The organism is Kitasatospora sp. NPDC036993, assembly GCF_055607525.1.
In genome coordinates this window covers 488,311-510,779 of sequence record NZ_JBVJRP010000004.1, presented here as the reverse complement: position 1 = coordinate 510,779, position 22,469 = coordinate 488,311, and the positions used below count along the sequence as shown (strand labels likewise).

The window sequence follows — 22,469 nt, the reverse complement described above, 5'->3', positions numbered from 1 at the left end:
CGGGCCCGGCTCGGGCCTGCTCCGGCAGCTCAGCCGAAGGAGTGGCTCCGCCAGGGCCGCCAGACCTCGTCCGTGCCGAAGCGGGAGAGGCCGAAGCCCGACACCGTGAAGGCCGCCCGGAAACCGCGCGCCTGCTCGTACGCCTGGTCCAACACGTCGTCCGGCAGGCCGTGGGCGACCGTCACGTGCGGGTGGTACGGGAAGGCCAGCTCGCGGGCCAGCGGGCCGGAGCGGATGTCCGCCTCCAGCAGCCGGCACTCCTGCGCGCCCTCCTCGACCCGGACGTACACCACAGGGGAGACCGGGCGGAAGGTCCCGCTGCCGCGCAGCAGCATCCGGAACGGCCGGTGCGCGGCCGCCACCGCCGCCAGGTGCTCCTCGATCTTCGGCAGCTCCCCGGCGGGCACCTCGGTCGGCGGCAGCAAGGTGACGTGCGTGGGTATCGACCGGGCCAGCGGATCGCCGTGCCCGGCCCTGGCGTCCTGGATCGCCGTGCCGTACGGGTCCGGGACGCTCACGGACACGCCGATGGTGACGACCTCGGGGAGGTCGCCACCACCGGGCAGGTGCGTGAGGGGAGTCACCGCTTGGCGGCCGGGAGGAAGCCGATCCGGTCGTACACCGACTCCAGCGTCCTGGACGCCACCTCGCGGGCCTTCTCGGCGCCGTTCGCCAGCACCCGGTCCAGCTCGGCCGGGTCGTCCAGGAAGGTGCGGGTGCGCTCCTGGAAGGGGGTGACCCACTCGGTGAACAGCTCGGCCAGCTCGGTCTTCAGGGCGCCGTACATCTTGCCCTCGAAGTGCTCGACCAGCTGGTCGACCGACTGCCCGCTGAGCGCGGAGTGGATGCGCAGCAGGTTGGAGACGCCGGCCTTCTGCTCCTCGTCGTAGGAGACCACGGTGCCGGTGTCGGTGACGGCGCTCCTGAACTTCTTCGCGCTCGCCTTCGGCTCGTCCAGCAGGCTGACCAGACCCTTGGGCGAGGACGCGGACTTGCTCATCTTCACGCCGGGGTCCTGGAGGTCCATGATCTTCGCCGTCTCCTTGAGGATGTACGGCTTCGGGACCGTGAAGGTCGACCCGAAACGGGTGTTGAACCGGTCCGCGAGGTCCCGGGTGAGCTCCAGGTGCTGGCGCTGGTCCTCACCGACCGGGACGGCGTCCGCCTGGTAGAGCAGGACGTCCGCGACCATCAGGACCGGGTAGGTGAACAGGCCGACGGTGGTGCTGTCGGCGCCGTGCCGGGTCGACTTGTCCTTGAACTGGGTCATCCGGGAGGCCTCGCCGAAGCCGGTGATGCAGTTCATCACCCAGGCGAGCTGCGCGTGCTCGGGCACCTGCGACTGGACGAACAGGGTGCAGTGCTCCGGGTCGAGGCCGGCACCGAGCAGCTGGGCAGCGGAGACCCGGGTGTTCTCGCGCAGCTCCTTCGGGTCCTGGGCGACCGTGATGGCGTGCAGGTCGACCACCATGTAGAAGGCGTCGTTCTCCTTCTGGAGGTCGACCCACTGGCGCACCGCGCCCAGGTAGTTGCCGAGGTGGAACGAGCCGGAGGTGGGCTGGATGCCGGAGAGCACCCGGGGACGGTCCTTGACCGGACCAGTGACCGCTGCGTTGACCATGCGGGCCATTCTTCCAGTTCCACCGCTCGCTCAGGAAACCTCCGTCCCCGGAGGTCCGGCCAGTGTGACCGCACTCACCCCCACCCTGGCGATCCGCCGGCCCTCGACCTTGGCCACCGTCAGCAGCACCTCGCCGTCGCCCTCGACCGGGACGCGCACCTGGTCGCCGTCCCTGGGCAGCCGGCCGAGCGCGGCGACCAGGCAGCCGGCCACCGTCTCGTACGGCCCCTCGGGCAGGGTGACGCCGGTCTCCTCCGCGAAGTCGCCGAGGTTGAGCAGACCGTCCAGCTCCACGCCGCCGCCGGCCAGCCGGCGGGTGGGGGCGGCCTCCGGGCGGTCGTACTCGTCCCTGATCTCGCCGATCACCTCCTCGACCAGGTCCTCCAGGGTGACGATCCCGGCGGTGCCGCCGTACTCGTCCACCACGATCGCCAGGTGGTGGCCCTCCCGGCGCATCTCGCCCATCGCCTCCAGCACCCGCTTGGTGCCGGGCAGCAGCTTGACCGGGCGGGACAGGTCGCGGACCTTGGCGGCCTGCTCGCCGCGCGCGCCGTACAGGTCGCGGACGTGGACGAAGCCGACCACCGCGTCGGCGCTGCCCTCGACCACCGGGTAGCGCGAGTGCGGCGAGGTGTCGGCCTGGTGCCGGACGGCGGCCAGCGGGCGCTCGGCGTCCAGGAAGGTCACCTCGGTGCGCGGGACCATCACCTCGCGCAGCTGGCGCTCCCCCGCGGAGAACACGTCCGCGATCAACGCCCGTTCGTCGCTTCCGAGTTCGGTACTGGCCGCGACCAGGCCGCGCAGCTCCTCGGAGCTCATCGAGCCGCGGCCGGCGGCCGGGTCGCCGCCGAGCAGCCGGACCATCAGGTTGGTCGAGTGGCCGAGCAGCCAGATCGCCGGGCGCAGCACCACCGACATCACGTCCACGACCGGGGCGGCGATGACCGCGATGGACTCGGCGCGCTGAAGACCGATCCGCTTCGGGGTCAGCTCGCCCAGCACCAGCGAGGCGTAGCTGATCACCAGGGTGAGGCCGACCAGTGCCACCGCGTCGGACACGCCCTCGGACAGCCCGGCCCGGACGAACAGCGGGGCGACCTTGCCGGCCAGGGTGTCCGCGCCGAAGGCGGCGGACAGGAAGCCCATGCAGGTCACCCCGACCTGCACGGCGGCCAGGAAACGGTTGGGGTCGGCGGCCAGGTGCGCGGCCCGCGCCGAGCGCCGGGTGCCGCGCGCCTCCAGCGCCCGGATCTGGCCCTCGCGCAGCGAGATCAGCGAGATCTCGGCGACGTTGAACAGCCCGCCCAGCATGATGAAGACGAGGACGAGCGCGGCGTCCCCGAGGGTTTCGTTCACAGCGGGCCAGTGTAGGGCGGCCGGTGCGGGCGGGCGCCGGACACGACGGGCGGGCCGGAGCCTGACACGACGGCGGCCCGCCGCTTCCGGGAGGGAAGCGGCGGGCCGCCGGTACAGCCGTGCGGGGCGGGCTCAGATGAGGCCGAGCTCCTGGACCGCGTCGCGCTCGTCGGCCAGCTCCTTGACCGAGGCGTCGATGCGGGCGCGCGAGAAGTCGGAGATCTCCAGGCCCTGGACGATCTCGAACGCGCCGTTCTTGGTGGTGACCGGGAAGGAGGAGATCAGGCCGGCCGGAACGCCGTAGGAGCCGTCGGAGACGATGCCCATGGAGGTCCAGTCGCCCTCGGCGGTGCCGTTGACCCAGGTGTGCACGTGGTCGATGGCGGCGTTGGCGGCCGAGGCGGCCGAGGAGGCGCCACGGGCGTCGATGATGGCGGCACCGCGCTTGGCGACGGTCGGGATGAAGTCGCCCTCCAGCCAGGCCTGGTCGCTGCCGACGGCCTCGAAGGCCGGCTTGCCGGCGATCTCGGCCTGGAAGATGTCCGGGTACTGGGTCGCGGAGTGGTTGCCCCAGATGGTGACGCGCTTGATGTCCGAGACCGGGGCGCCGGTCTTGATGGACAGCTGGCCGACGGCGCGGTTGTGGTCCAGGCGGGTCATCGCGGTGAAGCGCTCGGCCGGGACGTCCGGGGCGTTGCGCTGGGCGATCAGGGCGTTGGTGTTGGCCGGGTTGCCGACGACCAGGACCTTGATGTCGTCCGCGGCGTGGGCGTTGATGGCCTTGCCCTGCGGGCCGAAGATGCCGCCGTTGGCCTTGAGGAGGTCACCGCGCTCCATGCCCGCGGTGCGCGGACGGGCGCCGACCAGCAGCGCGACGTTGGCGCCGTCGAAGGCCTCGTTCGGCTGGTCGGTGATCGTGATGTCGCGCAGCAGCGGGAAGGCGCAGTCGACGAGCTCCATGGCGGTGCCCTCGGCGGCCTTCAGGCCCTGCGGGATCTCCAGGAGGCGCAGGTTCACCGGCACGTCGGCGCCGAGCAGGTGGCCCGAGGCGATGCGGAAGAGCAGCGCGTAGCCGATCTGGCCGGCCGCTCCGGTGATGGTGACGTTGACGGGGGTGCGAGTCATTTCTACCTTCTCCAGCAAATCGCCAGGCGCCCCAGGCACACCGGCGCTGGAGCCGAGGACGGTCTCTCGACATCGAGAGACCGGCGTCAGGTTATCGCAAAGGGAAGCCTACGCCGCGGGTACCGGCCTGGCTGATGCGTCACAGAACGCGCCGCGGCCCCCGCGCGATCCCCCGGATTCCGGGGGATCGGGCGGGGACCGCGAACGACCCGCGCGAACGACCCGCGCGAACGGCCCGTGCGGGCCGTCGGTGCGGGCCGGTCAGTGCTTGGGCCGGCCCATCAGCTGGCCGATGTTGTCGAGCAGCGGGATCTGCACCCACGGGTTCGGCTGGGCCACCAGCGTCAGCAGCACGATCGAGGCGCCCAGGAAGGTCAGCACGATCACGTCGGTGAAACGGCTGCGCACCGCCAGCATCCCGACCTCGGGCAGCACCAGCCGCAGCACCGCGCCGAGCAGCACGCCGCAGCCGAGGATCAGCAGCCCATACTTGAAACCGTCCTTGAAGTCGGCGAACCAGGTGACCGCGAGGCCCGCGCCGACCACCAGCAGGACCAGCGTTATCGGCCACTGCCGCACCGGCAGGGCGTGGTCGCGTCCGAAGGCCGCGCCCGCGCCCTCGGGCGGCAGGGTGCCGGTGGTGCCGACCGGCCTGCGCCGGGGCTTCGCCGGTCGCGGTTCAGTCATCGCTCGCCGTCCCTCGGGTGTCAGACGCCGGCGCGGCGCTCGGCCGCCTCGACGATGTTGTTGAGCAGCATCGCGCGGGTCATCGGGCCCACACCGCCGGGGTTCGGGGAGATCCAGCCGGCCACCTCGGCCACGCCCGGGTGGACGTCGCCGACGATCTTGCCCTCGCTGCGGCTGACGCCCACGTCCAGCACCGCGGCGCCCGGCTTGACGTCCTCCGGCTTGACCAGGTGCGGCACGCCGGCGGCGGCCACGATGATGTCGGCCTTGCGCAGGTGGGCGCCGAGGTCCTGGGTGCCGGTGTGGCACAGGGTGACGGTGGCGTTCTCGCTGCGGCGGGTCAGCAGCAGGCCGATCGAGCGGCCGACGGTGATGCCGCGGCCGACCACGACCACCTCGGCGCCGTTGATCTCGACGTCGTGGCGGCGCAGCAGCTCGACGATGCCGAGCGGGGTGCACGGCAGCGGGCCGTCGATGCCCAGGGCGAGCCGGCCGAGCGAGGTCGGGTGCAGGCCGTCGGCGTCCTTGTCCGGGTCCATCAGCTCCAGGACCGGGTTCTGGTCGAGGCCCCTGGGCAGCGGCAGCTGGACGATGTAGCCGGTGCAGGTCGGGTCGGCGTTGAGCTCGCGGACGACGTTCTCGACGTCCTCCTGGGTGGCGGTGGCGGGCAGCTCGCGCTGGATCGAGGCGATGCCGACCTCGGCGCAGTCCTTGTGCTTGCCGTTCACGTACCAGCGGCTGCCCGGGTCGTCGCCGACCAGGACGGTGCCGAGGCCGGGCGTGACGCCCTTCGCCTTGAGGACCGCCACGCGGGCGGCGAGTTCGGACTTGATCGCGGCGGCGGTGGCCTTGCCATCGAGAATCTGGGCAGTCATGACCCCATTCTCCCGGATCGCGCGGGCTCCCCGTACCGAGGGCGCCCGACCGGCGCGGGACGGTCCCGGACGGCCGTGCGGACGGGTGGACACGCGGTGGACGAGCGGGTGAACGGACGGGTACGAAGGTTCGCCGCACGTTGCGGTTGCGCCACAGTCTTGACCCGGCGCGCGGAACCGGCTGGACAGGGCGCCATCGTCCGGTTGACGATAAGCGCATTCCCGCCGCGAACCGGCCCGGTGACGGGCCGACGGCCCTCGCGGCGGAGCGTTGTACCCCGGGGGAAAGAGCCAGTGAGCCGATCACAGCAGAACGAGCAGTCCGACCGCGGCGGCACCGCCCCGCCCGTGCCTCACCCGTCGGCCGACTCGCTTCCCTGACGCTCACCACTCTGCCGAGCCGCGGCGCCCGTCACCGCCGCCGGGCTGTCACCCCGCCGCGCTAGCGTCCCCTTCGGCCGGTGACCCGACTCACCAGCCGGCACCGGGCCGTCAGCGTCCCGTCCCCGCGTCCCCGTAACTGCCCGGAGGCATCCATGAGTTACCCGCCCGACCCGAACAACCCGTACGGCCAGCCGCAGGCCGCGGCCCCGGGCTACGGCCAGCCGCAGGCCGCCCCCGGCTACGGCTACCCGCAGCAGGCCCCGCCGCCGGCCGCCGCCCCGGGCTACGGCTACCCGCAGCAGGCCCCGGCCTACGGCTACGTGCCGGTCGCGCCGCCGTCCATGCCGGGCCTGATGACCACCGCCCGGGTGCTGCTGTTCATCGTCGGCGGCGTGCAGACGCTCGCCGCGATCTCCTACATCATCATCGGGGCGGCCGCCAAGGACGTCACCACCGCCGCCAGCAGGACCACCAGCGACGACAACCCGTTCACCGCGCTGGGCGACGCCGCCGCCGGTGTCCTGCTCGTCGTCGGTGTGGTGTTCGGGCTGTTCGCCGCGCTCTCCATCACGCTCGGCGCGAAGTTCGGCAAGGGCGGCAACGCCGTCCGGGTCACCACCATCGTGTACGGCTCGCTGGGCGCCCTGGTCGGCCTGCTGATCCTGCTGGGCGCCGTCTCCGGCGGCACCGCGGTCGGCCTGGTGATGGCCGTGCTCTGGCTGGCGATCAGCATCATCTGGATCACCGCCATGTGCATCCAGGACGGCGTCAACTGGTTCAACCGCCCGCGGTACTGACCGGCCCCCGTGACAGAGCGGCCCGGCTCCCTCCTCGGAGGGGGCCGGGCCGCTCTGTCACACCGTCACGCCGTGGGCGGGATCAGTGGAAGAAGTGCCGCGCACCGGTGAAGTACATGGTCACACCGGCCTCGGCGGCCGCCGCGACGACCTCCTCGTCGCGGATCGAACCACCGGGCTGCACGATCGCCCTGACACCGGCCGCGATCAGGATCGCCGGGCCGTCCGCGAACGGGAAGAAGGCGTCCGAGGCCGCGTAGGCGCCCTTGGCGCGCTCCCCGGCCCGCTCGACCGCGAGCTTGCAGGAGTCCACCCGGTTGACCTGGCCCATGCCGACGCCGACCGAGGCGCCGTCCTTGGCCAGCAGGATCGCGTTGGACTTCACGGCCCGGCAGGCCCGCCAGGCGAAGGCCAGCTCGGCCAGCTCGTCCGCGGCGAGCGCCTCACCGCTGGCGAGGGTCCAGTTCGCCGGGTCGTCGCCCTCGGCGTGCACCCGGTCGGCGTCCTGGAGCAGCACGCCGCCGGAGACCGGGCGCACCTCCTGGCGGTTCGCCGGGGCCCCGGGGGCCAGCAGCACCCGCAGGTTCTTCTTGCGGGTGAGCACCTCCAGGGCGCCCTCCTCGTAACCGGGGGCCACCACGACCTCGGTGAAGATCGGGGCGATCTGCTCGGCCAGCGCGACGGTGACCGGACGGTTGACCGCGATCACGCCGCCGTACGCGGAGACCGGGTCGCACTCGTGCGCCCTGCGGTGCGCCTCGGCGACGTCGGCGCCGGTCGCGATGCCGCACGGGTTGGCGTGCTTGATGATCGCGACGGCCGGCTCGGCGTGGTCGTAGGCGGCGCGGCGGGCGGCGTCGGTGTCGACGTAGTTGTTGTACGACATCTCCTTGCCGTGCAGCTGCTGCGCGCCGGCCAGGCCGCCGGTGCCGTCGCTGTACAGCGCGGCGCCCTGGTGCGGGTTCTCGCCGTAGCGCAGCACGTTCTGCCGCTCCCAGGTGGCGCCCAGGAACTCGGGGAACCGCTCGTCGCTGGGCGCGTAGCCGTCCTCGAACCAGGAGGCGACGGCCACGTCGTAGGCGGCGGTGTGGGCGAACGCGGCACCGGCCAGGCGCTTGCGGGTGGCCAGGTCGAAGCCGCCCTCCCGCGCCGCCTCCAGCACGTCGCCGTAGCGGGCCGGGTCGACCACCACGGCCACCGAGGGGTGGTTCTTCGCGGCGGCGCGGACCATGCTCGGGCCACCGATGTCGATCTGCTCGACGCACTCGTCCGGGGTCGCGCCGGAGGCGACGGTGGCCTTGAACGGGTAGAGGTTCACCACGACCAGGTCGAAGGGCTCGACGCCCAGCTCGGCCAGCTGCGCGCGGTGCGACTCCAGCCGCAGGTCGGCCAGCACGCCGGCGTGCACGCGGGGGTGCAGCGTCTTCACGCGCCCGTCCAGGCACTCCGGGAAGCCGGTCAGCTCGGAGACCTCGGTCACCGGGACGCCGGCGGCGGCGATCCGGCCGGCGGTGGAGCCGGTGGAGACGATGGCGACCCCGGCGGTGTGCAGGCCCTGGGCCAGCTCCTCCAGACCGGTCTTGTCGTACACGCTGATCAGCGCGCGACGGATCGGACGAACGTTCTCCGAAACGGGCGTGGTGGTGGAGCTGGCACTCATGCCGGAATCCATACCTTTCGGTCCTCGATGCGGTGACCTTCGCGGGCCAGTCGGCCCACGACGTCGACGAGCAGCTTCCGCTCGACAGTCTTGATGCGCTCGTGCAGCGCTTCGCCGCCATCGGCGTGGTCGGCGTCGGTGACCTCGACGACGCCCTGCGCGATGATCGGCCCGGTGTCCACGCCGGAGTCGACCAGGTGGACGGTGCAGCCGGTGACCCTCACGCCGTAGGCGAGCGCGTCGGTGACGCCGTGGGCGCCGGGGAACGACGGCAGCAGCGCGGGGTGGGTGTTGACGATCCGCCCGGCGAAGGCGGCGACGAACTCGGGGCCGAGGATCTTCATGAAGCCGGCCGTGACCACCAGGTCCGGCTGGTACCCGGCGACGGAGGCGGTCAGCGCGCGGTCCCAGCCGGCGCGGTCCCGGAAGTCCTTCACCCGGTGGACGAAGGTCGGCAGGCCGGCCTTCCCGGCGCGCTCCAGTCCGGCGATCCCGTCCCGGTCCGCGCCGACCGCGATGATCCCGGCGCCGTAGGCCGGGTCGGCGACGGCGTCGATCAGCGCCTGGAGGTTGGTGCCGGAGCCGGAGACCAGCACCACCAGTCGGGCCGGACCGGGCGTACGGGGCGGGAAGTGCTGGGCGGGGGCGGCCACTGCGCGTTTCTCCGTAGGTCGGGCGCCGTCCGCTGGTACGTCCACCGGCGGTGGGGCCACTACGAACGGCAGGTCGAGCGAGGGGGAACTCCGGGGAAACCCACCGCGACGCGGGCCCCGGGGAACCTCTGTGGGCTGCTGACCGTCACCACGATAACGGCTGGTCGGACGGCCTCCGCACCCTCCCGGCGGCGCTACGCGCGTAGTTGAGACGGGGATCTCCTCCGGCCCGCCGCACCGGAGTTGCCCCGGCCCGTACCGGCCCTCCCGGGCCCCGGGCACGGCCCGCCGACGGCCCGGCGGGCGGCTGCGGGATCATTGGGGCGCGGGAGACCGCTCCGACGCGAGACCCTCCGAACGAGGCCCCGACCGAGAAGGAATGGCTGAACCCATGAGCAGCGGCGACGACACCGGCGAGCGCAACCCCTTCGCGCCGCCGCCGGCGGATGCCCCGGACGAGCCGTGGCAGCCGCGCAGCCCCTGGGCCGGCGGGGGCCAGGACGGTACCGGAGGTCAGGGCGGGCCCGGTGGTCCCGGCGGGCAGGGGGGTCCCGGCGGGCAGGGGGGTCCCGGCGGGCAGGGGGGCGAGCGCCCGCGGCTCCCGTCGCCGTGGGGCCCCGGCAGCGGCGACGGCCGTCCCGGCCAGCGCCCGCCGGCCCCGCAGCCGCCCCGGCTCGACCCCGCCGACCCGGTCCACCGCAAGGCCCGCAACGCCGCGCTGGCCGGGCCGTTCGCGCTGGTCTGCCTGTTCGCGGGGTTCCACTGGATCGCCCTGCTGGTGGGGGCGCTCGGCATCGTCTGGGGCGTCGGCGCGCTGCGCGGCCGGCAGCCCGCCCCGGCCGCCGTCGCGATCGCCGGCCCGGCCGGCCCCGTCCCCGCGGCCCCGGCGTCGAACCCGCTCACCCCGGCCGCGCTCGCCGGCATCCTGACCGGCGCGATGACCATCGTGGTCGCCACCACGGTGATCGGCCTCGGGTACCACTACCGCGACTACGTCACCTGCGTCCAGGACTCGCTGACCAGCGTCGGCGCCCAGAACTGCGACCGGTACGCGCCGCAGTGGTACGTGGACTTCAGCGGGAACACCGAGTAGGTCAGCCCGCCGGGTCCGGGTCGTCGGGGCCCGGCCCGCCGGCGCCCCCGGCACCCGGTGCGGACAGCCGCACCACGAGGGCGTGCGTACGGGCGCGCAATCCCAGTACGCTCCGGCGCGCCTGCCCCGCGAGCGGGGCGTACGCGCCCCTGCCGTCCGCCGGGCCCAGGGTGCGGTACCGGACCAGCAGGGCGCCGGGAACGGCCACCAGCGCGATCCAGCCCGCCGCCGCCAGGCCCGTCCACCCCGGCACCGGCCCCACCCAGGCCATCCGCTCCCCCGCCAGCGCCCCGCCGGAGAGCCGGCCCAGCAGCGCCGCGCCCGCCCCGACCGTCAGCGCCACCGCCAGGGCCGCCACCGCCGTCGCGGCCCACGGCCAGGGCTCCGGCCGCTCCCCCGACCCGGCGGCCGGGAGCCGCCGGCCCGCCGCCGCCCGGCCCAGCAGCACCGCCGGCACCACTCCGGCCAGCAGCGGCAGGGCCGACACCACGAACCGCCAGCCGCCCGGGCCGTCCGCCGGCAGCAGGGCGAACAGCGGGAACTCGGGCACCGGGCCCAGCGCCGTACCGGCCGGCGACACCACCGTCCCGGTGCCCACCACGAACCCGGGGCCCAGCGCGTACGCGGCGCCCCACAGCACCGCGTTCGGCAGCAGCACCACCGTCAGCAGCAGCAGCCCCAGCAGCGCGGCGGGCCCGCCGCCCAGCAGCGCCGTCCCGCGCCCGCCGCCCGCCACCGCGTCCAGCACCGCCGAGCCCGCCACCAGCAGGGCGCCCGCCGCGACCAGCCCGGCCCCGGCGGCCAGCGCCGCGGCCCGGAGCACCGGCCCGGCGCCGGCCGGACGGTACGGCGGCGGGAGGCGGTCCAGCGGGGAGCCGGCCGGCGCGTCGAGGACGGTGACCGAGCGGGCTCCGGCCGCCGTCGCCAGGCCCGCCACCAGGGCCACCACCAGGACGTCCGTCAGCACCCGGCTGCGGAACAGCCCGGCGCCCGCGCAGTGCAGCGCCACCGCGACGGCCACCGCGCAGTACCCCGCCCAGAGCGCCACCGGGCCGCCCCAGCGCGAACGCAGCCCGCGCCGCGCCGCCACCCCGGCGCCCGCCCGGTAGAGCCGGACCACGGCCAGGGCCCCGATCAGCAGCGGTGTGACGGTCAGCGGGGCGTCCGCCGCGCCGCGCACCACCGGCGCGCCGTGCCCGAGCAGCCAGAGCACCCCCGCCAACCGGGTGGCAGCGGTCGCGCCGTCGTCCGCGTACGGCGTCACCACCCAGAGCCCGAGCACCGGCACCCCGACCGCCGCCAGACCGACCAGCGCCGTCCGCACCCCCGCCAACAGGTCGGCCAGCGCGGGGCGTCCGCGCAATTCGCCGGACGATTCGATGATCGGACGGCCCATCAGCTGCGTCATGCGCCACATGGTGCCAAGGCGACTCGCCATGCTCCGTGAAGCGCGAAACCGCCGCCGTGTCCCAGATTATTGGCTTATGCGCATTTTCAGACCTTGCCCCCAAGCCGCCGGCGCCCCGGCCCGGAGCGTCTGATGGCCACGCCGCCCACCGCCGACTCCCCCACTCCGGAGCGCCACCGCAGCCCAGCCCGCGCCGAGACCGACGCGGGCCGCCTGCTGCGGAAGCTGACCCCCCGTGAGGCCCAGGCCCTGGCCCACCTCGCGGCCGGCCACGACCTCCCCCGCACCGCCGCCACCCTCGGGGTCACCCCCACCACGGCCCGCAGCTACCTCCAGCGCGCCCTGCGCAAGCTCGGCGCCCGCACCGAGGCCGAGGCCCTCGCCCTGCTGGCCGGCTCGCTGCCGCCCCCCGCGGACCCCGCCCCGGCCGGCCCGGAAGCGGCCGCGGACGCCGAACCCCCCTCGGCGGGGCCGATGCCGACGGGACCGGCCACAGCGACGGGCGCGAAGGAGCCGAAGGGCACGAACGGGAAGCGTCGCCGCCCCAGGACCGGGAAGCCCACCCCTGGTGCCCTCGGCGACGCAGGGCCGGGGACTGCGGCCGGGAACCCGTGCCAGGGCTCCTCCCCCGCCCCACCCGGCGGCGCGCCACCGGCCGCCGGGCGCGCGCAGGAGGAATGCGCGCCCACCGGCCCGGCGGCACGCCCCGCCGCACCGACGGCGGGCGACGGGCATGGTCAGCCCTCCGGTACGAGCCGCACACCGGCGCCCCCCGCGGACCCCGGACCGGTCAGGCCGGAGAGCACCCAGGCCCCCGACGGGCGCCCGTCCCCTGGCGTCGGCCATGGGCCGACAGCCCCGACCGGCGCTGCCGGCGACGGCGGCCCACCCCGTCGGCCCCCGGCCGCGCAGCAGACGGACGACGGGCAGCCTCAGGCCGCCGGGCCCGTGGAGCCCATCGCCGCCGAGCCCGACCGCACCCGGGAGACCGGACAGCACGACGCCGCCACACCCCCGCCCACACCCCCGGCCCTGCCCGTCGGCCCCGGGCAGGCGGCGCTGGCCGCCGTCGCGCCCTCGGGCGCGGACGACGACCTCGACGCGGAACCCCCGTTCCCCCCGGTGATCGGTTTCGAGGAGCTCTACGAGTCGGCCCACACCCGGCTGGTCCAGCAGGTCTTCCTGCTGACCGCCTGCCGGCACCGGGCCGTGCACTGCGTACGGCGGGCGTTCGGGGACGCCCGGCGGAGCTGGGGCGCGGTGGCCCGCTCGGGGAGCCCGGAGGGGTGGGTCCGGGTCAGGGCCTGCGAGCTGGCGCTGTCGCCGTGGCACCGGGGCGGCCCCCGGCGGGCGCACGCGTGGCGGCTGCCGCACCGGCGGATCAAGGTGCGGCCCGCCGACGAGTCCCAGGCCGTGCTGCCGGACCACGACCGGCTGACCGACCGGGACCGGGCGCTGCTGAAGGCGCTCAAGCGGCTGTCCAGGCCGCAGCGCCGGGCGCTGGTGCTGCACGACGGACTCGGCCTGCCGGCCGTGGCGGTCGCGGTGGAGGTGGAGTCCACCCTGGCGGCGGCCGAGGGCCGGGTGTGGGCCGCCCGGGCGGCGCTGGCCCGGTGGGTGCCCGAGCTGGTCGGTGCCGACCCGGCGGCGCCGGGCTTCGCGGACGGGCTGAGCGGACTGCTGCACCGGGCGGCGGTGCGCGGGTGCCCGGAGCCGTACCGGACGCCGGTGCCGGTGCTGTGGGCCAGGCACCGGCTGTGGGCGGCAGGCCGGACGGGCGCGGCGGCGCTGCTGACGGTGGCGGTGGGCGGGGCGACGCTGGCGACCCTGGCGGGGGTGCGCCCGGCGGAGCTGTTCCGGCCGCCGGCCCCGCCGGCGCCCGCGCCGTGCCTGTCCGCCGGAGCGGAGGCGGAGGAACCCGGCGTGCCGCTGCGGCCCGGCCGGGAGCCGAACGGCATCACCAGCATCTGGTGCAGCCCGGCGCCCGGGCTGGAGGCCGTCCTGATGGAGCCGCAGCCGCAGGCGGCCGCGCGCTGGGAGCTGCCGGCGGCGGCCCGGGGTGCCGCTCCCCCGCCGCAGGGCCCGGTGGCCTGTCCGCTGTGGTCGCCGCTGCCCTGCACGACGGGGCCGAAGGGCCGCTGAGCCGGAACGACGAGCGCCCCCGCCCGGGAAGGGCGGGGGCGCTCGTCACGCGCGGGGCGGGATCAGGCCTGGGCGGCGATGATCTCGCGGGCCAGGCGGGCGGTCTCGGACGGCGTCTTGCCGACCTTGACACCGGCGGCCTCGAGGGCCTCCTTCTTCGCCTGGGCGGTGCCCGAGGAGCCCGAGACGATGGCGCCGGCGTGGCCCATGGTCTTGCCCTCGGGAGCGGTGAAGCCCGCGACGTAGCCGACGACCGGCTTGGTCACGTTCGCCTTGATGAAGTCCGCGGCACGCTCCTCGGCGTCGCCACCGATCTCACCGATCATGACGATGAGCTCGGTCTCCGGGTCCTCCTGGAAGGCCTTGAGCGCGTCGATGTGGGTGGTGCCGATGACCGGGTCGCCACCGATGCCGACGGCCGAGGTGAAGCCGATGTCCCGCAGCTCGTACATGAGCTGGTAGGTCAGGGTGCCGGACTTCGAGACCAGGCCGATCTTGCCGGAGGTGGTGATGTCGGCCGGGATGATGCCGGCGTTCGACTGCCCGGGGCTGATCAGGCCGGGGCAGTTCGGGCCGATGATGCGGGTCTTGTTGCCCTTGGCACCGGCGTGCGCCCAGAAGGCGGCGGTGTCGTGCACCGGGACGCCCTCGGTGATGACGACCGCGAGGCCGATCTCGGCGTCGACGGCCTCGACGACGGCGTCCTTGGTGAACTTCGGCGGCACGAAGATGACGGTGACGTCGGCACCGGTCTTCTCGATGGCCTCGGCGACGGTGCCGAAGACGGGCACCTCGGTGCCGTCGACGTCTACCGTGGTGCCGGCCTTGCGCGGGTTGACACCGCCGACGATCTGGGTGCCGGAGGCGAGCATGCGGCGAGTGTGCTTCATGCCCTCGGAGCCGGTCATGCCCTGGACGATGACCTTGCTGTCCTTGGTAAGGAAGATAGCCATGGTTGTGAAGTCCCCTTCCTTACTTGTTGGCCAGCTCGGCGGCGCGGTCAGCGGCGCCGTCCATGGTGTCCACACGCTGGACCAGCGGGTGGTTCGCGTCGTCGAGGATCTTGCGACCCAGCTCCGCGTTGTTGCCGTCCAGGCGGACGACCAGCGGCTTGGTGACGTTCTCGCCCTTGCTCGCAAGGAGCTCCAGGGCCTGCACGATGCCGTTGGCGACCGCGTCGCACGCGGTGATGCCGCCGAAGACGTTGACGAAGACCGACTTGACGTCGGGGTCGCCCAGGATGATCTCCAGGCCGTTCGCCATGACCTCGGCGGAGGCGCCGCCGCCGATGTCGAGGAAGTTGGCGGGCTTGACGCCGCCGTGGTTCTCACCGGCGTAGGCGACCACGTCGAGGGTGCTCATGACGAGGCCCGCGCCGTTGCCGATGATGCCGACCTGGCCGTCGAGCTTGACGTAGTTCAGGCCCTTGGCCTTGGCGGCGGCCTCCAGCGGGTTGGCCGCGGCCTTGTCCTCCAGGGCCTCGTGCTCGGGCTGGCGGAACTCGGCGTTCTCGTCCAGCGAGACCTTGCCGTCGAGCGCGATGATCTTGCCGTCACCGGACTTGATCAGCGGGTTGACCTCGACGAGGAGGGCGTCCTCCTTGATGAAGACGGTCCACAGCTTCTGCAGGACGTCGGCGACCTGGTCGGCGATCTCGGCCGGGAACTTCGCCGCGGCGACGATCTCGGCGGCCTTCTCCGGGGTGCAGCCCTCGTTGGCGTCGACCGGGATCTTGGCGAGCGCCTCGGGGTTCTGCTCGGCGACGACCTCGATCTCCACGCCGCCCTCGACGCTGGCCATGGCCAGGAAGGTGCGGTTGGTACGGTCCAGCAGGAACGAGACGTAGTACTCGTCCTTGATGTCCGCGGTCTGGGCCAGCATCACCTTGTGAACGGTGTGGCCCTTGATGTCCATACCGAGGATCGCCTCGGCCTTGGCGACGGCGTCGGCCGGGTCGGCGGCGAGCTTGACGCCACCGGCCTTGCCGCGGCCGCCGACCTTCACCTGAGCCTTGACGACGGCGCGTCCGCCGAAGCGCTCGGCGATGGCGCGAGCCGCTTCGGGGGTCTCGATGACATCACCGTCAAGCACGGGCACACCGTGCTTGGCGAAGAGGTCCCTCGCCTGGTACTCGAACAGGTCCACGTGTGTTCGTCCTTGTTCGTGGTCGCGGATTGTGTCTCTACGAGCGTGCCACGGCAGGATCTTCGCTGCGGGTCGTCGGGGCGGTGCGGGTACGCAGAGGTACGGCCTTGCGGCCCACACAGCCACGGGCGCTCACGTCAATCAACACGCGCGTCACGTCCGTCTGGCAGGTTATCCCCGTGGGACGGGACCATTCCGCCCGGGGCCTGCCCGTCTTGGGTGAGAACCGTCACAGAAGGCCAGGAAGGACCGGGTGGACGCCCGGTCCGCCGATCCGGCCGATTAGCGCATCCGGGTGAACCCTCAAGCTCCCCCGCCGGCCCCCTCGATCAGACTCCGCGGGATCGGGCGCTTCTCGATCGCCGCCGCCATGATCTCGGGGAAGGCGTCCGGGGTGCAGGCGAAGGCGGGCGCGCCGAGCGAGGCGAGGGCGGCGGCGTGCGCGTGGTCGTACGCCGGGGCCCCCTCGTCGGAGAGCGCGAGCAGCGCGATGAACTGGACGCCGGCCGCCTTCATCGCGGCGACCCGCTTGAGCATGCCGTCCCTGATGCCGCCCTCGTACAGGTCGCTGATCAGCACCACGACGGTCTCGGAGGGCCGGGTGATCTTCGACTGGCAGTAGGCGAGCGCGCGGTTGATGTCGGTGCCGCCGCCGAGCTGGGTGGCGAACAGGACGTCGACCGGATCGGTGAGCTGTTCGGTGAGGTCGACCACCGAGGTGTCGAAGACGACCAGCCGGGTGTCCAGGGTGCGCATCGAGGAGAGCACCGCGCCGAAGACCGCCGAGTGCACGACCGAGGGCGCCATCGAGCCCGACTGGTCCACGCAGAGGATGACGTCCTTCTTCACGGCGTGCTGGGCGCGGGCGTAGCCGACCAGCCGCTCGGGGACGACGGTGCCGTGCTCGGGCAGGTAGTTCCTCAGGTTGGCCCGGATGGTGCGGTCCCAGTCGATGTCGCGGTGGCGCGGCCGGTTCACCTTGGCGCTGCGGTCGAGGGCGCCGCCGAGGGTGGCCCGGGTGCGGTCGGCGAGCCGGCGCTCCAGGTCGGCGACCACCTTGCCGACCACCGCCCTGGCGGTCTCCCTGGTGGTCTCGGGCAGCGCGTGCTTGAGCGAGAGCAGGGTGCCGACCAGGTGCACGTCCGGCTCGACGGCCTCCAGCATCTCCGGCTCCAGCAGCAGCCGGTCCAGGCCGAGCCTGGTGATCGCGTCCTGCTGCATCAGCTGGACGACGGTGGACGGGAAGTACTCGCGGATGTCGCCCAGCCAGCGGGCCACCTGCGGGGCCGAGCCGCCCAGCCCGGCACTGCGGCGGCCGCCGCGGGCCGTCCTGGCGCCCTCCTCGGGGGCGCCGCGGTAGAGCGCGGCGAGGGCGCCGTCCATCGCGGCGTCGCGGCCGTGCAGGGTGCGGCCGGTGCCGTCGGCCTCGCCGCCGAGCACCAGCCGCCAGCGGCGCAGCCGTTCGTCGGTCGTGGGCGCTGCCATCTCGTCCTCCTCCTTCAGCGGGTCCTGCGGTGGGGCAGGTGATCGGTACGGCGGGTGCCGGCGGTACGGCGGGTGTCAGGTGTCGCGGCCGGCGGCCTGCCGGGGGATCTTCGGGCGGATGCCGAGCAGCAGGGCCACCACCGGGACGGCGGCGTCGGCGCGGGCCCGGTCCAGCTCGCGGGCCGCCGCAGGGGCCGCCGGGGGCTCGCCGAGCGGGCCGGCCGCGACCCGGCCGCCGACGGTGCTGCGCACCCCGGCCTCCAGCCCGGCGAAGGTACGGCGCAGCAGCGGCAGGACGTCGGTGAAGACCTCGCCGCTCACCCCGGTCAGCCACTCGTCCAGCAGGGCGAGCAGCCGGGGGTCGTGCAGCAGCAGGGCGCCGCCGCCGGTGAGGAAGCCCTCGACCCAACCGGCCGCGTCCGCGGGGGCGTTGGCGACCGAGAGCACCAGCCGGAGCCGCCGGCCGGCCTCCTCGGAGTCGAGCCGTCCGTCGTCCAGCAGCAGCCGTACGGCCCGGCCGCGCAGCAGTCCGGGGGCGCCGGTGGCCGGTCCGCCGGCCGGCTCGCGGCGGGCCAGCGAGCGCAGGGCGGCGGCCCAGCGGTCGGCCAGACCGGTCAGACCGTCGGGGTCATCGGGACCCCCCGGGCCCTTGGGGTCCGAGGGCCCCGGCCCGGTGGCGGCGGTGCCGCCGGTGTCGGAGGCCAGCAGGCCGATCGCGCCGTGCACCTCGTCGAGACGGCCGCGCATCGCCGCCGCGCTCTCCGCGTCCAGGCCGACGCAGGCGGGCGGCAGCCCGACGCAGATCCGCTCGGCCAGGCCCGAGGCCGCCCCGGCGAGCGCGCCGTGGTCGGTGCCGCGCACGTCGCCGTAGCGCAGCGCGCGGACCAGGGCGGGCAGCGCGCCCGCGAGGTGGGCCACGTCCGTGTCCAGGGCCGCGCAGTCGGCGAGCACCCGCATCACGGCGGGCAGCGCGCCGGACAGCCCGGCCAGCAGGCAGGTCTCCACCAAGCCGGTCAGCTCGGCCAGTTCCCCGGCGGCGCGGGCGGTGCCGACGGCCTTGTTGACCGCCGCCTCCTCGACCGTGGTGCCCCACTGGGCGGCCTCGGCGATCCGGACCGCGAACTCGGGCTGCCAGCACAGCCGCCAGCTCTCCCGGAACGTCCCGGTCGAGTTCACCGAGGAGCGCGCGGGCACCCCCCAGTCCACGCCCAGCAGCCGCAGCCGGTGCAGCAGCCGGGAGCGGGCCGCGTCGGTCTCCTTGCGCAGGTCGAGGCCGACGTCCTTCGGCGCGGCCTCGGGCTTGAGCCGCAGCGAGCGCTGCAGCCGGGTCAGGTCGCGCTGGAGCGGCACCGCGGGGGCGGCGTCGGGGACCTCGCCGAGCGCGTCGCCGACCACCAGGCGGTCCCTGACCAGCTCCAGGGCGACGTCCGAACCCTCGCAGAGCACCGCGCGGACGGCGTCCAGGGTCTCGGTCAGCCCGGCGAGCGGGCGGCCGCGCAGCACGGCCAGGGTCCCGGCCAGCCGGACCGCCTCGATCACGTGCGCGGAGGAGACCGGGTGGTCCTCGGCGCGCAGCAGGCCGGCGGCCCGGGTGAGCCAGCGCGGCACCGGGTCGCCGTCGGTGGTGAACAGGTGGTGGTACCAGCCGGGCGACCGCACGCCCGCGCCGTAGCCGGTGGCCTGGGAGAGCCGGCGGTGCGTCCACGGCACCCAGGTGATGTCCGTCCTGGTCTTCTTCGGCAGCTCGGCGAGCAGCGCCCGGTCGTGGGCGGCGGTGGGCATCCGTTCCAGCGCGGGGACGTGGAAGGCCCCGCAGACCACGGCGATCCTGCGGTGCCCGGCCCGGCGGGCGGCGCGGATCTGCTGACGCATGTACGCCTCGCGCCGGAGGTCCCGGCGGGACTCGGCGAGGCCCTCGGCGCGCAGGGCGCCCATCGCCTCGGCGACGGCGGCGAACGGCGCCAGCGCGTCGGCGCCGGGCGCGCGGTGCTCGACCACGTCCTCCCACCAGCGCTCCGGGTCGTCGTGCCCGGCCGCCTCGGCGAGCAGCGCCAGCGGGTCGGCGGGCAACTCGGCGTCGGCATCGGCATCGGCGGCGGCGCCATCGGCGTCCTCCGGGGCCGGCGCGAAGCCGTACCCGGCGGGCAGGTCGATGAAGCGGACCGGCAGGTCGAGCTCCACGGCGTACCGGATCGCCACCCACTCCGGGGAGAACTCGGCGTACGGCCAGAAGGCGGCCTTCGCCGGGTCGTCCACCGCGTGGGCGAGCAGCGCCACCGGCGGGACCAGGTCCTTCCCTGCGGCCAGGTGCACGATGCCGTCGGCCTCCGGCGGGCCCTCGATCAGCACCGCGTCGGGCCGCCACTGCGCCAGCGCGGCGGCCACCGCCCTGGCCGAGCCGGGGCCGTGGTGGCGGATGCCCAGCAGGGCGACCTCGGCCTCGGTCATACCGCCACCTCGCGGGCGGCGCGGTAGAAGTCCTTCCAGCCGTCGCGCTCGCGCACCACCCCTTCGACGTACTCGCGCCAGACCGCCCGGTCCGCCACCGGGTCGCGGACGACGGCGCCGAGGATGCCGGCCGCAACGTCCCCGGCGCGCAGCACGCCGTCGCCGAAGTGGGTGGCCAGGGCCATCCCGTTGGTCACCACCGAGATCGCCTCGGCGGTGGACAGGGTGCCGCTCGGGGTCTTGACCTTCGTCCGGCCGTCCACCGTGATCCCGGCCCGCAGCTCGCGGAAGACGGTCACCACCCGCCTGATCTCCTCGGCGCCGCCGGGCAGTTCGGGCAGTTCCAGGGAGCGGCCGAGCTGGCCGACCCGGCGGGTGACGATGTCGACCTCCTCGTCCAGCGAGCCCGGCAGCGGCAGCACCACGGTGTTGAAGCGGCGGCGCAGCGCGCTGGACAGCTCGTTGACGCCGCGGTCGCGGTCGTTGGCGGTGGCGATCACGTTGAAGCCGCGCACCGCCTGCGTCTCGGATCCCAACTCCGGTATCGGGAGCGTCTTCTCGGACAGGATGGTGATCAGACTGTCCTGCACGTCGGCCGGGATGCGGGTGAGTTCCTCGACCCGGGCGATCTTGCCGTCGGCCATCGCCCGCATCAGCGGCGAGGGCACCAGCGCGTCCGGGCCGGGGCCGCGGGTGAGCAGCCGGGCGTAGTTCCAGCCGTACCGGACGGCCTCCTCCGGGGTGCCGGCGGTGCCCTGCACCAGCATCGTGGAGTCGCCGCTGATCGCCGCGGCCAGGTGCTCGGACACCCAGGTCTTCGCGGTGCCCGGCACGCCGAGCAGCAGCAGCGCGCGGTCCGTCGCCAGGGTCGTCACAGCGACCTCGACGACCCGGCGCGGGCCGACGTACTTGGGGGTGATCCGGGTGCCGTCGGGCAGTTCGCCGCCGAGCAGGTACGTCGCCACGGCCCACGGCGAGAGCTTCCAGCGCTCGGGACGCGGACGGTCGTCCTGCCCGGCCAGCGCGGCCAGTTCACCGGCGAAGGCGTCCTCGGCGTGCTGCCGCAGAACGTCGGTCATCTCGGGCTCCTTCGGGTCGGCCGCCGGGCACACGGGTGCCCCGGGCGGCAGGGTGATCGGGGGGAGCCAGGTCGGCGTCCCGGCCTGTGGGAACCACCCTGCACCGGGCCACTGACATCGGCCGCCGGCCCGGCGCGGGGCTCCGGACGGGCCGTCAGCCACTGTCAGTGGCCCCGCCTACGGTCGGTCGCATGGAGGAACGCTGGAGCACCGAACACGTCCTGTCCCTGGCCCCTGACGCCCCCTCGCAGAAGGCCGCGGGCAAGCTCTCCTCGCCCGCGCCGTGGTCCGGCACCGGCACCGACGGCGACGCGGTCTGGGGCGAGTGCAAGGGCAGCGGCCGCACGCCGTACCGCACCGCGATCGAACTCGCCACGCCCGCCTACCAGTGCAACTGCCCCAGCCGGAAGTTCCCGTGCAAGCACGCGCTCGGGCTCCTCCTGCTGTGGAGCGGCTCCCCGGAGGCCGTCGCGGCCGGCGAGCCCGCCGAGTGGGCGGCCGAGTGGCTCGCGTCCCGCCGCAAGCGCGCCGAGGAGGGTGCGAAGGGCGCCAGGAAGCCGGTCGATCCGGAGGCCGCCCGGCGCCGGGCCGAGAAGCGCGCCGCCAACGTCGCGGCCGGGGCCGCGGAGCTGCGGCTGCGGCTGGCCGACCGGGTGCGGCACGGCCTGGCCGACCAGTCCACCGCCGGGCCCTGGGGGGAGGTCGCCGCCCGGATGGTCGACGCCCAGGCCCCCGGCCTGGCCACCCGGGTCCGCGAACTGGACGCGCTGCCGCAGGAGCGGCTGCTGGAGGAGTACGCGATGCTGCACCTGCTCGCCACCGCCGCCACCCGGACGGACGAGCTGCCGGCCGGGCTGGCCGCCACCGTCCGCACCCGGGTCGGCTACCCCGCGGACACCAGCCGGACGGACCCCACCGTCCGCGACCGCTGGCTGGTGCTCGGCACCAGGACGGCGCCGATGGAAGGGGGCACCGACGAGCGGCTCACCACCCGCCGGATCTGGCTGCGCGGCGCCAAGACCGGCCGCCTGGCCCTGCTGCTCTCCTTCGGCCACCAGGGCCAGGCGCCCGCCCTCGCCCTGCCGACCGGCCGGGTGGTGGAGGCCGGCCTCGCCTACTTCCCCGGCGCCCACCCGCTCCGCGCCGAGCTCGGGGAACGCTACGGCGCCCCCGAGCCCGGCCCCGCCGACCCGCCCGCCGGCCTCACCGTCGCCGAGGCGGTGGCCGGCTACGGCACCGCCGTCGCCGACGACCCGTGGCTGGAGAGCCGGCCGACCGTCCTCGCCGACGTCGTCCCGGTCCGCACCCCGGACGGCTGGTACCTGACGGACGGCCACCACACCGTGCCGGTCCACGCCTCGGCCGTCCCGGAGACGGCGCTGTGGCGGCTGGCCGCGGTCTCCACCGGCCACCCGCTGACGGTCTTCGGCGAGTACGGCCACCAGGGCTTCACCCCGGTCACGGCCTGGGCCGCCGGCCGGCGCCCGGTCGGCCTCACCAACGCTTAGGAG

Annotated in this window: 18 protein-coding genes; 4 read left to right on the top strand and 14 right to left on the bottom strand. The window is 74.7% G+C overall.

The annotated features are described in order from the left end of the window. Positions 1-29: 29 nt before the first annotated feature. The 6 genes from ACZ7C5_RS11460 to ACZ7C5_RS11435 form a co-directional block, all read right to left on the bottom strand. Entirely contained in the window at positions 30-584 is a 555-nt protein-coding gene (locus tag ACZ7C5_RS11460; RefSeq protein ID WP_401091311.1) for a 2'-5' RNA ligase family protein, read from the bottom strand. Continuing rightward, positions 581-1,621, bottom strand: coding sequence for a tryptophan--tRNA ligase (trpS, locus tag ACZ7C5_RS11455; protein ID WP_401091309.1), 1,041 nt, complete (start codon positions 1,619-1,621; stop codon positions 581-583). Before trpS ends, ACZ7C5_RS11460 begins: the two co-directional genes overlap by 4 nt. 30 nt (positions 1,622-1,651) lie before the next feature. Then, complete coding sequence (locus ACZ7C5_RS11450) at positions 1,652-2,977, bottom strand: hemolysin family protein (RefSeq protein WP_470322449.1); 1,326 nt, start codon at positions 2,975-2,977, stop codon at positions 1,652-1,654. Positions 2,978-3,109: 132 nt separating this feature from the next. Then, positions 3,110-4,102, bottom strand: a complete 993-nt coding sequence (locus ACZ7C5_RS11445) for a malate dehydrogenase (protein WP_188299050.1) — start codon at positions 4,100-4,102, stop codon at positions 3,110-3,112. 261 nt (positions 4,103-4,363) lie between these two features. Next, entirely contained in the window at positions 4,364-4,789 is a 426-nt protein-coding gene (locus ACZ7C5_RS11440) for a DUF3017 domain-containing protein (RefSeq protein ID WP_401091307.1), read from the bottom strand. Positions 4,790-4,809: 20 nt separating this feature from the next. Further along, complete coding sequence (locus ACZ7C5_RS11435; RefSeq protein WP_188299052.1) at positions 4,810-5,664, bottom strand: bifunctional methylenetetrahydrofolate dehydrogenase/methenyltetrahydrofolate cyclohydrolase; 855 nt, start codon at positions 5,662-5,664, stop codon at positions 4,810-4,812. A gap of 536 nt (positions 5,665-6,200) precedes the next feature. On the opposite strand from ACZ7C5_RS11435, the gene ACZ7C5_RS11430 reads away from it, so the two are divergent. Further along, positions 6,201-6,845 carry a hypothetical protein gene (locus ACZ7C5_RS11430; RefSeq protein WP_401091306.1) on the top strand — a complete coding sequence of 215 codons (645 nt, stop codon included), beginning with the start codon at positions 6,201-6,203 and terminating at the stop codon, positions 6,843-6,845. A gap of 82 nt (positions 6,846-6,927) precedes the next feature. Here the strand turns inward: ACZ7C5_RS11430 and purH are convergent, their stop codons facing one another. Both purH and purN read right to left on the bottom strand, forming a co-directional pair. Further along, positions 6,928-8,505 carry a bifunctional phosphoribosylaminoimidazolecarboxamide formyltransferase/IMP cyclohydrolase gene (purH, locus tag ACZ7C5_RS11425; protein WP_401091304.1) on the bottom strand — a complete coding sequence of 526 codons (1,578 nt, stop codon included), beginning with the start codon at positions 8,503-8,505 and terminating at the stop codon, positions 6,928-6,930. Next, a complete protein-coding gene (purN, locus tag ACZ7C5_RS11420) occupies positions 8,502-9,158 on the bottom strand; it encodes a phosphoribosylglycinamide formyltransferase (RefSeq protein ID WP_470322448.1) in 657 nt (218 codons plus the stop codon). Before purN ends, purH begins: the two co-directional genes overlap by 4 nt. A 391-nt stretch (positions 9,159-9,549) precedes the next feature. Between purN and ACZ7C5_RS11415 the strand changes: the two genes are divergently transcribed. Continuing rightward, positions 9,550-10,251, top strand: a complete 702-nt coding sequence (locus ACZ7C5_RS11415; RefSeq protein WP_470322447.1) for a hypothetical protein — start codon at positions 9,550-9,552, stop codon at positions 10,249-10,251. Between the two features lies 1 nt (position 10,252). Here the strand turns inward: ACZ7C5_RS11415 and ACZ7C5_RS11410 are convergent, their stop codons facing one another. Continuing rightward, complete coding sequence (locus ACZ7C5_RS11410; protein WP_401091299.1) at positions 10,253-11,659, bottom strand: cell division protein PerM; 1,407 nt, start codon at positions 11,657-11,659, stop codon at positions 10,253-10,255. 132 nt (positions 11,660-11,791) lie between these two features. On the opposite strand from ACZ7C5_RS11410, the gene ACZ7C5_RS11405 reads away from it, so the two are divergent. Next, entirely contained in the window at positions 11,792-13,801 is a 2,010-nt protein-coding gene (locus ACZ7C5_RS11405; RefSeq protein ID WP_470322446.1) for a sigma factor-like helix-turn-helix DNA-binding protein, read from the top strand. Positions 13,802-13,863: 62 nt separating this feature from the next. Here ACZ7C5_RS11405 and sucD read toward each other — a convergent pair whose 3' ends face one another. From sucD to ACZ7C5_RS11380, 5 genes are all read right to left on the bottom strand, one after another. Further along, positions 13,864-14,754: a succinate--CoA ligase subunit alpha gene (gene sucD, locus ACZ7C5_RS11400; RefSeq protein ID WP_401091295.1), complete on the bottom strand. Its 891-nt coding sequence runs from the start codon at positions 14,752-14,754 to the stop codon at positions 13,864-13,866. A gap of 19 nt (positions 14,755-14,773) precedes the next feature. Then, positions 14,774-15,946 carry an ADP-forming succinate--CoA ligase subunit beta gene (gene sucC, locus ACZ7C5_RS11395; RefSeq protein WP_401091293.1) on the bottom strand — a complete coding sequence of 391 codons (1,173 nt, stop codon included), beginning with the start codon at positions 15,944-15,946 and terminating at the stop codon, positions 14,774-14,776. Between the two features lie 303 nt (positions 15,947-16,249). Then, positions 16,250-17,431 carry a VWA domain-containing protein gene (locus tag ACZ7C5_RS11390; protein WP_401091291.1) on the bottom strand — a complete coding sequence of 394 codons (1,182 nt, stop codon included), beginning with the start codon at positions 17,429-17,431 and terminating at the stop codon, positions 16,250-16,252. Positions 17,432-17,506: 75 nt separating this feature from the next. Beyond that, positions 17,507-19,879, bottom strand: a complete 2,373-nt coding sequence (locus tag ACZ7C5_RS11385) for a DUF5682 family protein (RefSeq protein WP_470322445.1) — start codon at positions 19,877-19,879, stop codon at positions 17,507-17,509. Next, on the bottom strand, positions 19,876-20,958 hold the full coding sequence (locus ACZ7C5_RS11380) for an ATP-binding protein (protein WP_401091287.1): 1,083 nt from the start codon (positions 20,956-20,958) through the stop codon (positions 19,876-19,878). The genes ACZ7C5_RS11385 and ACZ7C5_RS11380 overlap by 4 nt, the downstream gene beginning before the upstream one ends. A gap of 191 nt (positions 20,959-21,149) precedes the next feature. Between ACZ7C5_RS11380 and ACZ7C5_RS11375 the strand changes: the two genes are divergently transcribed. Further along, a complete protein-coding gene (locus ACZ7C5_RS11375; protein ID WP_401091285.1) occupies positions 21,150-22,466 on the top strand; it encodes an SWIM zinc finger family protein in 1,317 nt (438 codons plus the stop codon). Positions 22,467-22,469: the final 3 nt, after the last annotated feature.